The organism is Kocuria sp. KD4, assembly GCF_011769905.1.
GTDB lineage: Bacteria > Actinomycetota > Actinomycetes > Actinomycetales > Micrococcaceae > Kocuria > Kocuria marina.
Window position 1 is genome coordinate 240,121 of record NZ_CP050449.1, and the last position, 13,654, is coordinate 253,774.

Here is a 13,654-nt window from a genome sequence, read left to right on the forward strand (position 1 = left end):
CATTTTTCGACCACTGACCTCGATGGAGTACACATGACCGCCACCGCGACCAAGAGATCGAATGTGGGAGACAGACTCCTCACCGGTATCGAGCGGGTGGGCAACAAGCTGCCCGAGCCCTTCGCCCTGTTCACCATCCTGTTCCTCATCACGGCGGTCGTGTCCACCGCCATGGCCTGGGGCAACGTGGTCGTACACGTACCGGGGAAGGATGAACCCCTGGCGATCAAGGGTCTGTTCACCGGGGAAGGTCTCGCGTGGTTCACCACGACCCTGGGTGAGAACTACATCGGGTTCCCGCCGTTGGTCACCGTGGCCACCATTCTGCTGGCGATCGGGATCGCGGAGAAGTCCGGGTTCTTGGCCGCAGCCATCCGATTCACGATCGGTGGAGCCCCGCGCTGGTTGCTGCCGTACACCGTGGGTTTCGTGGGCGTGGTGGGGTCGATCATGGCCGATTCCGCGTTCGTGGTGATTCCGCCCCTGGCCGCCCTCGCGTTCAAAGCAGCCGGCCGTCACCCGGTGGCAGGTCTGCTCGGCGGCTTCGCGTCGGCCGGTGCTGGTTACTCCACCAATATCTTCCCGACGTCGCTCGATGCCCTGTTCGCGGGCATTACCAACGCCGTGATCCCTACCGTGCCCGCGCTCGCGAATCACGCCACCGAGGCCAACCCGCTGTCCAACTACTACTTCAACATCGTCGCGGCGGTCGTACTCTCCTGCGTGGCGGGGTTCGTCATCGACAAGGTGGTGGAACCGCGAGTCATGCGAGCAGGGGTGTCCAAGGACGAGGTCAACCCGGAGACGGGTCAGCTCATGACCGACACCCGCGCCATGCGCGTCGTGGGGGACGAGCAAACCGTTGCGGAATCCCGGGAACCCCAGGTCGAGGCCGAATTGTCCCCCAGGGAGAAAAAGGCACTTCTGTGGGCATGTGTGACGTTCGTGCTGATCGGTGTCGCACTGACCGTCTTCACACTCTTGCCGAGTTCACCATGGCGCAACGAAGACGGGAACTTCCTCCCCAAATCACCGCTGCTGGCGTCCATCGTCTTCATCATCTTCGTGTTCTTCTCCGTAAGCGGTTACGTCTACGGCCGGATTGCGGGAACCGTTCGGGGATTCAAGGACGTCCCGGTGATGATGGGAGCAGCCCTCAAGGACATGACGTCCTTCCTGGTCCTGGCGTTCATCCTGGGGCAGTTCATCGCGCTGTTCAACTGGTCCGGGATCGGTTCCTGGATCGCGGTCACCGGCGCATCGGGTCTGGAAAACGCAGGTGTCACCGGCTTCCCCGTGATCATCGGGTTCATCATTCTGTGTTCGATCCTGAACCTGTTCATCATTTCGGGATCCTCCATGTGGACTCTGATGGCCGCAGTCTTCGTGCCGATGTTCGGCATTCTGGGATTCGAGCCCGCCTTCATCCAGGCGGCGTTCCGCGTGGGTGACTCGGCGACGCAGGTGATGACCCCTCTCAACCCCTACATGGTCGTGCTGCTCGCCATGCTCCGTCAGTACGAACCCTCTGCCGGGCTGGGGACGGTGATGGCCAGGATGATTCCGTTCGTAGTCCCCTTCTGGGTGGTGTGGGTTCTCATTCTCATGGTCTTCTACTTCCTCGGACTGCCGTTGGGCCCGGGAGTGGGCATCATGATCACGCACTGAGCCGCTTCGACGGCGCTCGGTGACGTCGTGCGCGAACGGCGTGGAGCGGCGTCGTGCGCGCTGCGTAGAGTGGCTACGAACCCTTGAACTCGGCGTGGAAAGGAACCCACCGTGGCACTGCTCGGCAAGAATCTGCTGGACGAACCGGCTCCCACCTATCTGGACGAGAACCCCGAGCTGACGGCCCGCCTCGACGCGGGTGACGTGGCCGAGGACCTCGCGGCGGCCTTCCCCAAGGAGCAGTTGCCGTGGGCGATGCTCGCGGAGGAGGCGCTCGCGGACGGCCGCACTCTGGAGGGGTACGCCTACGCCCGGGTGGGCTACCACCGCGGGTTGGACTCGCTGCGCGGCCATGGATGGAAGGGGCACGGCGCGGTGCCGTACTCCCACGAACCCAACCGCGGGTTCCTGCGGGCGCTGGCAGCGTTGGGCCAGGCCGCCGCGCAGATCGGCGAGATGGATGAGGCCGCCCGGATCGAGAAGTTCCTCCACGATTCGGACCCGGAGGCGGCGGAGCAGATCGCTCGCCGCTGACCCCGTCCGGCTGCGACGATGAACCGGTCGCCCGGTCCTGAACGGACCGGGCGACCTGGTCATATTCGCCCCGGCCCCCTGTGCGGGTGCGGGTGACGCGGGGCACAATGGAAGGACAGCCGGGGCCCACCGTCAGACCCGAGCACACCTCCTCGGGTACGCGTGCCCCATGAGAGGAGCGCGCCGTCATGAGAATCTCCGTACCCCGTGAGATCAAACCGGAAGAGGCCCGCGTGGGCCTCACCCCCACCATGGTCACCGCACTGGTTGCCGAAGGCCACGAGGTGTTCGTCGCGGAGCACGCGGGGGAGGGCGCGGGTTTCTCGGACGAGTCCTACCGCGCGGCGGGAGCGCGGATCACGTCCCAGGAGGACGCATGGGCGCAGGCCGAGCTGCTGGTGAAGGTCAAGGAGCCGATCGCCTCCGAGTACGACTTCCTGCGCCCGGACCTCACGCTGTTCACGTACCTCCACCTGGCCGCGAGCCGTTCGCTGACGGAAGCACTGCTGGACAGGGGCACCACGGGGATCGCCTATGAGACCGTTCGGGTGGGACGCACGCTGCCCCTGTTGCGCCCGATGTCCGAGATCGCGGGCCGTCTGGCGATCGCCAACGCCGCACACCACCTCCAGCACCACGCGGGCGGCCCCGGGATCCTCCTGGGTCGGGTGCCCGGCGTTGTTCCGGCCACCGTGCTGGTGATCGGCGGTGGCACCGTGGGTGAACACGCGGCCCGCGCAGCGGTGGGGGCCGGCGCGGACGTCACGATCCTCGAGGCCAACGGCGATCGCTTGCGACAACTGGACGCGCTGTTCCCCCACGCCCGGGTCCTGATGAGCGACACCCACCGCCTGGATGAGGAACTGCCGCGCGCGGACGTGGTCGTGGGTTCCGTCCTGGTCCCGGGCGCCTCCGCCCCCAAGCTCGTGCGCCGGGAGCACCTGTCGATCGTGAAGCCCCATGCGCTGCTCGTGGACGTGGCCGTGGACCAGGGCGGGTGCTTCGAGACCACCCGGCCCACCACGTACGACGACCCGGTCTATGCCGTGGACGGTATTCGTCATTACTGCGTGGCGAACCTGCCCGGTGCCGTGCCCGTCACGGCCACCCAGTCGCTCACGCACGCGACGTCCCCGTACGTCATGGCGTTGGCGCGCGGTGTGGACTCCGCCCTGGAGAACGACGCCGCTCTGGCCGCCGGGCTCTCGACCCGTGCCGGGCAACTGCACTCACCGGGCGTGGCGGCGGCCTTCCCCGATCTGCCCGCGGCGAGCTGAGGACGCCGACGGCGCGCCCTGGAGCCGGGGCGCGCCGTCGTCCGAGCGACTCGGGATCTGCGCTCGGTCACGCCGTTGTCGGCGTGGAGCGGGGTCAGAGCCGGGGTACGACGTCGTCGGCCTCGCCGGTGGAGGAGGTTTCCTCGGGGCGGACGCGTGAACTCGTGAAGATCTTGCACGCGAGCGCGATCAGGCACACCAGGATGAACGTGGCGATGAGCTGGAACCGCACGGCGGTGTCCAGGAGGCCCAGGATGACGATCGCGGCCAACAGGGCCAGGGCGAAGTAGGACAGCCACGGGAAGGCCCACATCTTCAGCGGCGAGGACACCCCGGCGCGGTCGGCGCGCTTGCGCAGGATGATATGGGAGATCAGCGCCAGGGCCCAGACCACCAGGCACGTGGAGCCGATCACGTTGAGCATGACGTTGAGCACCGTCTCGGGCCACAGGTAGTTGAGCACCACGGCGATGAAGCCGAAGAGCACCGAGATCGTGACGGCGAGGCGGGGAACCCCGCGCGAGGAGGTGGCCGCGAGCCCACGCGGTGCGGATCCCCGGCGCGCGAGGGAGTAGAGCATGCGCGAACTGCCATACACGTTCGCGTTGAGCGCGGACAGCAGCGCCAGGATGATGACGATGTTCATCAGGACGTTCGCACCGGGGATCCCCACCTCCGTGAGGACCGCGACGAACGGGCTGGAGGAGAGGCCCTCATTGTTCCACGGCAGCACCAGCACCATGACGGTCACGGAGCCCACGTAGAAGATCAGGATGCGGATCAGGATGGTACGGATCGCGCGGGCCACGTTGGTCTGCGGGTCCTCGGTCTCGGCGGCGGCGATAGTCACGAGCTCGGTGCCGCCGAACGCGAAGACGACCACCAGCAGTGCGGCCGCAACCCCCGTGATGCCGTTGGGCATGAACCCGCCGTGCTCCGTGAGGTTGGACAGCCCCGGGCTCGGAGCGGGCAGCACACCGATCAGCAACAGCACACCCACGACCAGGAACGCCACGACCGCGGCGACCTTGAGCAGCGCGAACCAGAACTCCGTCTCACCCAGCGTGCCCACGCGCACCAGGTTGATGACCGTGAACACGGCCATGAAAATCAACGCCCACAACCACTGGGGCAGCGAGGGCCACATCTCGGTCACGAGCTGCGCGGCGGCGGTGGCCTCCGCGGCCACGACCACCACGATCTGGGCCCACCACAACCACCCGAGGGCGCGACCGATCATGGGCCCCATGGCCTTGCCCGCGTAGGTCGAGAACGCGCCGGAGGACGGATCCGCGGCGGCCATCTCGCCCAGTGCGCGCATCACGAGCACGAGCAGCAGACACGCCACGAGGTAGGAAATCAATACGGCGGGCCCGGCGGTCTGGATCGCCGCGCCCGTCCCCACGAACAGGCCGGTGCCGATGGCCGAACCGAGCGCCATCATCACCAGGTGGCGCGGCTTGAGGTAACTCCCCTGTGGCGGTTGCGACGGCGCGTGCGGCGAGTGCTCGCGGGATCCCCCGTGGATCACGCTGGCCGAACCGCGTGCGCCGGTGGGACCGTCATGGGGTGGGCGGGGTGCAGTCATGGGAGAGAACATTACCCGTCCGCACGGGCACCGGTGGTGGCCGTCCGTCATCCTGCGCACGGCAGACGGGACCGGACGGGGCTACTCTGGGGCTGCCGCGCCCGATGTGTTCGGCGCGGTGATTCGCCGAGCCGACAACGGCCCCGCCGATGGGGACACCGTGCAACCCCCGAATCCTGGGTTCCGCCTGTGGGTACCCTGCATCCATGCGCAATCTTCTGAAGGACCATCGACGGGTCCCTCCCGCTCGCAAGCCCCCGATCTACCTGATCTCGTGGGCGGGCTACCCGAATTTCGGGGACGAGCTGATTGCGGCCACCTGGGTCAATTACCTGGCCAAGGTGGCACCCACCACGGACGTGTGGCTGGACGTCCGCGAACCGGGGACCGTCACCGCCCTGCTGCGCGGCATCCATCCACGACTGCATGTGGTCAATACGGTCTTCCGCGCTCTGCACGACGTGGAACACGGCTCGGGGCGCTCGATGCGCAGCTTGATCGAGGATCTGGGGTCCCCGAAGTACGACGCGGGATTGCTCGCCCTGCGCGAAGCGAGCACCGTGCACCTGCTGGGCGGCGGGGTGCTGCACCGGGACTGGGCCGCGAACCTGCACATCGTCGAGGCGATGCGCGCGGTCCGGGACATCTCGGGGGCGCGGTTGTTCGCCACGGGTCAGGGGCTGATGCCCTTCGCGGGGGACCCGCTCACGGACCTGGACCACCTCAGCGTGCGGGACCGCCCCAGCGCCCAGGCCGCCGGAGTGCCCGTGGGGTTCGACGACGCTTTCCTCCTCGCGGAGGACGCCCGCCACGCACGGGCCCTCGGGCTCCTGTCCGGGCACAAGGGGGATGGGTCGTCCGCTCGCACCGAAGGTACGGACGCCCCGAGCGAGGTGGTGGTGTGCGTGCAGTCGGACACCCTGGCGGAGGGGTCCTTCGAACGGATGCTGGACTTCGCCGGGGCGCAAGTGCGGCGGTGGGATCTACCCCGGGAATCCGTGCGCTACCTCGAGGCCATCCCCGGGGACGATCATGAGGGCTTCGACCGGCTGCGGGATCTCGTGGCCCCGGACGGGTTCATCCCGTTCCAGGCCGCATGGGACGGGGATTTCACGTTCGGGCCGCACCAGGTGTGGCTGACCACCCGTTTCCACCACCACCTGGTCGCGGCGCTGCACGGGGCCAGGGGTGTCGCGCTCAGCGGCAAACCCGGGTACTACGACGTCAAGCACCAGTCCGTGATCGAGGTCGGCTCCAACTGGTCGCTGGTCCATGCCGGGCAGACCTCGGAGCCTGTGGCCCTGGAAGAACTGACGGCGCCCGCGGGCTTCGCCGAGGCGGTGCGCGCCAAGCGGGACGAGGCGAAGCAGCTCTACGGCCGGTAGGGCAAAAGGCCTGACCCGGACACGGCGAGGGCCCCGTGACATCCACACTGTGGCTGCCACGGGGCCCTCGCCGTTGCGGAGGATCAACCGATGTGGTGAACCCCGCTGGGAGCGACTACTTCTGCTGGTCGTAGCGGAAGAGGAACGCCGCCATCTGATCGCGCCTCACGGGCTCGTAGGGGCGGAAGGTCCCGTCCGACCAACCACGGGCGATGTTCTGCCCGTTCATCCAGGCGATCTCCTTGTAGAAGACGCGGTTGGGGGGCACGTCCTTGAAGGGGGAGGCCTTCGGAGCGGTGTACGCCGGGGATCCCGCCATCCGGTAAAAGAACGCGGCCATCTGGTCGCGGTTGATCTGCTGGTACGGGCGGAAGGTCCCGTCCGGCCACCCCTTGGTGATGCCCTGCTCGCTCATCCAGGCGATCTCCTTGTAGAAGACGTGGCTGGTGGGCACGTCCTTGAAGGGGGACTTGGTGGGAGGCGTGTACTGCGGCGAACCGGCCATCCGGTAGAGGAACGCGGCCATCTGGTCACGGTTCACGGCCTGGGCGGGGCGGAACGTCCCGTCCGGCCAACCGCGGGTGATGCCCTTGTTGGCCAGCCAGGAGATCTCCGAGTAGAACACGTGGTTCTTGGGAACGTCCTTGAACATCGGGTTCTGGGTCTCGGGGGCCTTCGCCGCGGACTGGAAGGTCTTGACCTCGGCCTTGGCGCCGTCCTGACCCGCGCGGATACCGGAGAGGTCCCCGGTGGCGTTGTGCAGGTGCAGGAACAGGGCCTCGCCCTTGGCGCTCTCCGAACCGCGGTGCGCGGTCAGCTTCTTACCGGGCAGGTCGGTGAACAGCGACGTGTTGACCTGTTCCCCGCGGAAGGAGATCTTCGGGGTGACCGGGCTGTACTCGATCACGCCCGTGCGGTCCACGGGGCCGTCGATGCTCCCGGAAAAAGTGGTCACCTGGTAGGTCAGCTTGGTGTCGGTCTTGGTGGGATCGATACCCAGCTTCGCGGCGCTGACCGGCATCACCATGGCGTTGGTGTCGAACGTGTTGGTGTCCACGTCACCCCAGGAACCGTTCAGCGGCTGGCTGTCGATCACCGTGAGTTCACCGTTGACGTAGCCGTACAGGTTCACCACCGGGTAGTCCAGACCATCCGTCCGGCCCAGGGCCGCGATGTAGTTGGGGCGACCGTTGCCGGTGGTGTCTATCGCGATCTCCGTGGAGACGTCCGGCTTGATCGTGCTCGCGTTGCCCCAGCTGGAGACACCGAAGTTGATCATGCCGTCCTTGCTCACGTCCTTCTTCTCGGCCTTCAGTTGCGGGAGGTTCGAGGAAGCGCCCACGTACTGCAGATCGGCGAACTGGGAGTTGCCGCCGGCCAGCTTGGTGGAATCCAGGCGGCCCGACTTGGCGCCCAACTCGAAGGCCCCCAGGGCCGACTGCCAGCCGCCCTGGTCCAGGCCGGTGCCGGCGAGGGCGACGGCGCTCGTGCCGTTCTTGTCCCACCGGTCCAGCGTGGCGTTGTCCACCCGCATGTCGGCCGCCGGCTTCGGGGCGATCGACATGGGGACGCGCAGGTCCTGGCCGTTCTCCGTCAGGACCAGGCGGCCGGATTCGGAGGCCAGGAACTGACGGGCGAAGCCCAGCTGGGTCACGGCCTCGGAGGGGTCGTGGGTCTTGGCCAGCTGCGCGCGATCCACGGTGGCGGTCACCTTGACGGTGGCCTTGCCGCCCTTGGCCACACTGACCGAGCCCGGCGTGGAGAAGCTCACGCCCGGGACGTCGGTGGAAGCGTCGAAGCGCACCTGGTACGTGTGCGCCGCGCCGCTGGTGTTGTCCACGACCAGCTCACGGGAGAAGGTCTCCTTGCCGTTCTTGATCTCGGTGACCCCGAAGGTCGAGGAGATCAGGGCCGGATTGGCCTTGTCGTAGACCAGCACATCCTGGTTCACGGCGCGCAGTGCGTCCACACGACCCGAACCCACGCGGTCCACCGCGGAGGTGGCCCCGTTCGCGGCGTGCACGTCGTGCACGGCCGAGTTCATGATGGCGGCCTTGATCATCTGGGGGTTGTAGTTCTGGTGCTTCTGCTGCACCAGGGCGGCGATCCCGGCCACGTGCGGGGTGGCCATGGAGGTGCCGGTCTTGACCGACACGCCGTTGCCCGCGGCCACACCGGCGGAACCGATGTTGGTGCCGGGTGCGGCGACGTCGGGCTTGATGACCCCGTTGCTGCCGTGCTGACCGCGGGAGGTCGAATCGTTGACCTGGTCCTTCTGGCCGGTCTGCGCCCTGGCGGCACCGATCCACTCCGGGGCTAGCTTGACCCGGGCCCCGCCGGCCTGGGCGGCCGGCTTGATCTTGGCGATGGATTCCTTGCTCATCAGCAGACCCGGGACGCCGGCGTTGCCCGCGATGCTCGTGGGATCCACCGAGTGGTCGGACTCCAGGACCACGCCCTTGCCGCCGGCGGCCTGGACGTTGTCGAAGCGGACCTTGGAGCCGCACGGGAAGCCGGCCTTGTCCTCCCAGTCGAGCATGACCCACTTGCCGCCGAAGTCCTGCGAGAAGGGAGTGCAGCCGAAACGGTTGTCCTGCGGGCCGACCACGACGTCGCCCTGGAGCTGTTCGGGCTTGGCATCGCTGTAGTTGAAGCTCCCACTGTAGGAGCCGGTCAGTTCACCCTTGGCGCTGTCAGGCGAGAGGCCCTCGGCCTTGTCCTGCGCGGCGCTGCTGCCCTGGGAGTTGGCCACGGTCAATGCGGAACGCGCGCTGCCCGGGGAGCCGGAGATCTCGTGGGCGTCCCCGGCGTTGCCCGCGGCGATGACCGAGAGGATGCCCTGGCGGGACAGCGCGTCGATCAGGTCGTTCTGGGGGTCGTCGGCCGGGCCGAAGTCGGACCCGAGGGACATGTTGATGATGTCCGCCTTGTCCGAGAAGTCCCCGTCCATGTTGGGGTCCAGGGAACGGTCCAGGGCGTCGAGGACGAGGTTGGTGGAACCCTCACAGCCGAAGACGCGCAGCCCGATCAGTTGCGCCTCGGGCGCGGTGCCCGGGCCGATCCGCATCTTGCCGATCTGCTCCTGCGTCAGCTTGGTGAAATCGCCCTTGTAGGTCTTGCCGTCCGCGCCCACGCCGTAGCCCGCGGTAGTGCCCGCCACGTGCGTTCCGTGGCCGCCGGCCTCGCAGTCCAGCGGGTTGTTGTCCGGCTTCGGGACGCTGGTGGGAATCTGGGCGTCGTAGGCATCGCCCGCGAGGTCGTACCCGCCGAGGAACTTCTTGGAGTCGTACAGACCCGAGTCCTTGCCCGGCAGGTCGTTCGAGGCCTTGGCCTTCTTGTAGGCGTCGACGGTGCCCGGACCACCGAAGTCCGCGTGGGTGTAGTCGATGCCCGAGTCGATGATGGCGACCCTGACGCCCTTACCGGTCTGGCCGGTCTGGGTCCAGGCGTTGAGGGTGTTGGTGTCCAGCACGGAACCCGCGTTGTTGCGGTAGGCGGGGACGATCTTGGAGATCTTGACCACGTCGGAGCGCTTGCTCAGCTCACGCAACTGCGCGGCATCCCCCTTGAGGGCGACACCGCGCAGGGCGTTGGATGTGGTGTACAGCAGGTCGGACCCGGAGGCGGAGGCCAGGGTGGAACCCATGCTCTCCACCGACTGGCGGATGGCCTGCACCCGCGCGGCGGCCTGGACCGGGTCCTGGCTCCCGGAGCGCACGCCCTCGGGTTGCGTGGCCTCGAAGGCACTCGGTCCCTGCAGCTGCACGAAGACCGCCACCTGGCCCTCGGCATCCTTGAGGTCCGAGCCGATCAGCCGGTCGGGGTTCTGGGTGTTGTGGTCGTCCGGCTGGGGCGCCGGGGTGATGTCGACGGCGCTCGCCGGCAGCGCCGTGCCCAGGGCCAGTGCCAGGCCCAGGGCGGTCGTGAGGCAGGCCTTGGCGGCTCTGCCACGACCAGCCCTCGTCTCGTGGTTCATGTCTCGTCCTTTGACATTCGGGGGATGTCGTGAGCTGCATCGCAATGACCCAAGCCTGCGTGCGGCCTACCGAAAAGTAAAGGTTTCATCAAAATATTCTGTGCTCTCACCAGTCGCGATGTCCGTGGCGTGTCGGACGCCGGATTCGCGCCGTGACCGGGGTGGGCGGACGAGGGCGGCGGTGGTGGGCGTCACCGTTAGAATTGGTTGGTACGTGCCCCGCGCGTACTCCTCAACCGTTGTCGTGCCGAATGGGTGCAAGCCCGGGCAGGAGTAGCCAGCTATGCCAGCAATCGTGATCGTCGGAGCCCAGTGGGGCGATGAGGGCAAGGGCAAGGCCACGGATCTCCTGGGTGGCCGGGTGGACTACGTGGTCAAGCCCAACGGCGGCAATAACGCCGGGCACACCGTGGTGGTGGGCGGTGAGAAGTTCGAGCTCAAGCTTCTTCCCGCGGGCATCCTCAGCCCCAACGCCACCTCTGTGATCGGCAACGGCGTGGTGATCAACCCTCAGGCCCTGTTCGAGGAGATCGACGGCCTCGAGGCCCGCGGCGCGGACACGTCCCACCTGCGGATCTCCGCCAACGCGCACCTCGTGGCCCCGTACCACCAGACGCTGGACCAGGTCACCGAGCGGTTCCTGGGCAAGCGCGCGATCGGTACCACGGGCCGCGGGATCGGTCCCACGTACATGGACAAGGTGGGCCGCCTGGGCATCCGCGTGCAGGACGTGCTGGACGAGTCCATCCTGCGGCAGAAGATCGAGGGCGCGCTACGCCAGAAGAACGAGCTGCTCGTCAAGCTCTACAACCGCCGCGCGTTCGAGGTGGATGAGATCGCGGAGTACTTCCTGGGCTTCGCCGAGCGCCTCGCGCCCATGATCGTGGACTCCACGCGAGTGCTCAACGAGGCCCTGGACCGCGACGAAGTGGTGCTCATGGAGGGCGGCCAGGCCACGTTCCTGGACGTGGACCACGGCACCTACCCGTTCGTGACGTCGTCGAACCCCACCGCGGGCGGCGCGTCCGTGGGCTCGGGTGTGGGCCCCACGCGCATCACCCGGGTGATCGGCATCCAGAAGGCGTACACCACGCGCGTGGGCGCCGGTCCGTTCCCCACCGAGCTCTTCGACGAGATGGGCGAGCAGCTGCGCAAGACCGGCGGCGAGTTCGGCGTCAACACGGGCCGGCCGCGCCGCACCGGCTGGTACGACGCCGTCATGGCCCGCCAAGCCGCGCGGATCAACGGCTTCACGGACTTGTTCATCACCAAGCTGGACGTGCTCACCGGGCTGCGTGAGATCCCGGTGTGCGTGGCCTACGAGGTGGACGGTCAACGCTTCGACGAGATGCCCATGACCCAGTCCGACTTCCACCACGCCCAGCCCGTGTACGAGAACTTCCCGGGCTGGACCGAGGACATCACCGGGGCCCGCACCCTGGGGGACCTCCCCGCCAACGCCCGCGCATACGTCGAGGCATTGGAGAAGATGTCCGGGTGCCGGATCTCCGCGATCGGTGTGGGCCCGGACCGGGACGACACCATCGTGATGCGGGACCTGATCGCGGACTGACGCCCCGATTCCCACCCGCGGACACGACGACGCCGCTCCAAGCCTTGGAGCGGCGTCGTCATGTCATCCGTGGGGCACGGTCGGATCAGTGCTGCGAGACGTCTGCGGTGAGCAGGTCCACGGGCTTGTCCTTGGTCACGACCTTGTGCCCGAGCCACAGGGCCAGGAACACGGGCAGGCCCAGGTACGAGGACAGCAGGCCCAGGGCGTTGACCTCCCCGGACGTGATCAGGCTGTAGCCCTGACCCAGGATCACCACGGCACACATGATGAGCGCGACCACGGGGCCGATGGGGAAGAACCGGGCACGGTAGGTGAGGTTCTTGGGATCCCCGCCCTGCAGGACGTAGGCCCTGCGGAACCGGTAGTGGCTCCACGCGATCCCCATCCACACGATGAAACCGGCCAGGCCGGAGGCGTTGATGAGCCACACGTACGCCTGACCCTCACCGATCAGGGTGGTCAGGAAGCAGAACATGCCGATCAGCGTGGTGGCCAGCAGTGCGAGCATCGGGACACCGCGGCGGTTGACCCGGGCCAGGAACCGGGGAGCCTTCCCGCTCTTCGCGAGCGCGTAGAGCATACGGGTGGAGGCATACAGGCCCGAGTTGCCCGCGGAGAGGATGGCGGTGAGGATCACGGCGTTCATCACGCTCGCCGCGGCCAAGACACCGGCGTGCTCGAACACCAGGGTGAACGGGGAGATGGAGACGTCCTCCACATCGCTCGCGAGCAGGTGGGGATCGGTGTAGGGGATCAGGAAACCGATCACGGCGATCGCGCCGATGTAGAAGAGCAGGATGCGCAGGAAGACCGTGCGGATGGCCTTGGGAACGGTCTCGCGGGGGTTGTCGGCCTCGCCGGCCGCGACCCCCACGAGCTCGGTGCCCTGGAAGGAGAACCCCGCGACCATGAAGATGGCCATGATGCCGGTGAAGCCGTTGACGAAGGGCGCCTCGCCGGCGGTCCAGTTGTGGAACCCGGGGGACGGGCCGCCCAGGATGCCCAGGATCATCAGGACACCCAGGACCAGGAAGATCACCACGGTGATCACCTTGACCAGGGAGAACCAGAACTCACTCTCGCCGTACGCGCGAGCGCTGAGGGCGTTGAGGGAGAAGAGGATCACCAGGAACAGTGCGGACCAGATCCACGCGGGGACGTCCGGGAACCAGTAGCGCATCACCAGCGCGGCCGCCACGAGTTCCGCGGCCACGGTGATCGCCCAGTTGTACCAGTAGTTCCACCCGATCGCGAAGCCGAAGGAGCGGCTGATGTAGCGGGTGGAGTACTCCTCGAACGAGCCCGCCACGGGCAGGTGCGTGGCCATCTCGCCCAGGGACTGCATGAGCAGGAACACCATGAACCCGATCGCAGCGTAGGCGACGAGCGCCCCGCCGGGACCCGCGGTGTTGATGGAGTTGCCGGAGGCCACGAACAGACCGGTGCCGATCGCACCGCCCATCGCGATCATGGTCAGGTGACGCGACTTGAGGGTGCGGCGCAGCGAGCCGTCGGGCGCGACGTCCTGGCCGGTGGGCCGTGGATCGGGGCGGTGGGATGCGTGTGGATCGGGCGGCGTGGCCGCCGTCGAGATGTTTCCCCCACCGGACGAAGATGAAGACACAGGGTTCTCCCGTAGTTGTGATGGTC

The 13,654-nt window shown here is 67.5% G+C and carries 8 protein-coding genes; 5 read left to right on the forward strand and 3 right to left on the reverse strand.

The genetic code is table 11. The annotated features are described in order from the left end of the window. Positions 1 to 33: 33 nt before the first annotated feature. The 3 genes from HBK84_RS01085 to ald all read left to right on the forward strand — a co-directional run bounded on the left by HBK84_RS01085 (position 34) and on the right by ald (position 3,479). A complete protein-coding gene (locus HBK84_RS01085) occupies positions 34 to 1,668 on the forward strand; it encodes an AbgT family transporter (protein WP_167317975.1) in 1,635 nt (544 codons plus the stop codon). A gap of 111 nt (positions 1,669 to 1,779) precedes the next feature. After that, complete coding sequence (locus HBK84_RS01090) at positions 1,780 to 2,202, forward strand: DUF3151 domain-containing protein (protein WP_064846478.1); 423 nt, start codon at positions 1,780 to 1,782, stop codon at positions 2,200 to 2,202. 188 nt (positions 2,203 to 2,390) lie between these two features. Then, the gene (ald, locus tag HBK84_RS01095; RefSeq protein ID WP_085106809.1) at positions 2,391 to 3,479 is read left to right on the forward strand and encodes an alanine dehydrogenase; all 1,089 of its coding nucleotides are present in this window, start codon (positions 2,391 to 2,393) and stop codon (positions 3,477 to 3,479) included. Positions 3,480 to 3,573: 94 nt separating this feature from the next. Here the strand turns inward: ald and HBK84_RS01100 are convergent, their stop codons facing one another. After that, positions 3,574 to 5,067, reverse strand: a complete 1,494-nt coding sequence (locus HBK84_RS01100) for an amino acid permease (RefSeq protein WP_240919045.1) — start codon at positions 5,065 to 5,067, stop codon at positions 3,574 to 3,576. A 206-nt stretch (positions 5,068 to 5,273) separates the two neighbouring features. Between HBK84_RS01100 and HBK84_RS01105 the strand changes: the two genes are divergently transcribed. After that, positions 5,274 to 6,452: a polysaccharide pyruvyl transferase family protein gene (locus HBK84_RS01105; protein ID WP_085106811.1), complete on the forward strand. Its 1,179-nt coding sequence runs from the start codon at positions 5,274 to 5,276 to the stop codon at positions 6,450 to 6,452. A gap of 115 nt (positions 6,453 to 6,567) precedes the next feature. Here the strand turns inward: HBK84_RS01105 and HBK84_RS01110 are convergent, their stop codons facing one another. Next, entirely contained in the window at positions 6,568 to 10,428 is a 3,861-nt protein-coding gene (locus HBK84_RS01110) for a S8 family serine peptidase (RefSeq protein WP_167317976.1), read from the reverse strand. Positions 10,429 to 10,711: 283 nt separating this feature from the next. On the opposite strand from HBK84_RS01110, the gene HBK84_RS01115 reads away from it, so the two are divergent. After that, positions 10,712 to 12,001 carry an adenylosuccinate synthase gene (locus HBK84_RS01115; RefSeq protein WP_064846482.1) on the forward strand — a complete coding sequence of 430 codons (1,290 nt, stop codon included), beginning with the start codon at positions 10,712 to 10,714 and terminating at the stop codon, positions 11,999 to 12,001. Positions 12,002 to 12,086: 85 nt separating this feature from the next. Here HBK84_RS01115 and HBK84_RS01120 read toward each other — a convergent pair whose 3' ends face one another. Next, a complete protein-coding gene (locus HBK84_RS01120; RefSeq protein ID WP_240919125.1) occupies positions 12,087 to 13,475 on the reverse strand; it encodes an amino acid permease in 1,389 nt (462 codons plus the stop codon). Positions 13,476 to 13,654 lie beyond the last annotated feature (179 nt).

Excerpts from the sequence above, each read along its gene's own strand:
- ald (WP_085106809.1), top strand. The coding sequence starts at position 2,391 with ATGAGAATCTCCGTACCCCGTGAGATCAAACCGGAAGAGGCCCGCGTG.
- HBK84_RS01110 (WP_167317976.1), bottom strand. The coding sequence starts at position 10,428 with ATGAACCACGAGACGAGGGCTGGTCGTGGCAGAGCCGCCAAGGCCTGC.
- HBK84_RS01100 (WP_240919045.1), bottom strand. The coding sequence starts at position 5,067 with ATGACTGCACCCCGCCCACCCCATGACGGTCCCACCGGCGCACGCGGT.
- HBK84_RS01085 (WP_167317975.1), top strand. The coding sequence starts at position 34 with ATGACCGCCACCGCGACCAAGAGATCGAATGTGGGAGACAGACTCCTC.
- HBK84_RS01120 (WP_240919125.1), bottom strand. The coding sequence starts at position 13,475 with ATGATCGCGATGGGCGGTGCGATCGGCACCGGTCTGTTCGTGGCCTCC.
- HBK84_RS01105 (WP_085106811.1), top strand. The coding sequence starts at position 5,274 with ATGCGCAATCTTCTGAAGGACCATCGACGGGTCCCTCCCGCTCGCAAG.
- HBK84_RS01115 (WP_064846482.1), top strand. The coding sequence starts at position 10,712 with ATGCCAGCAATCGTGATCGTCGGAGCCCAGTGGGGCGATGAGGGCAAG.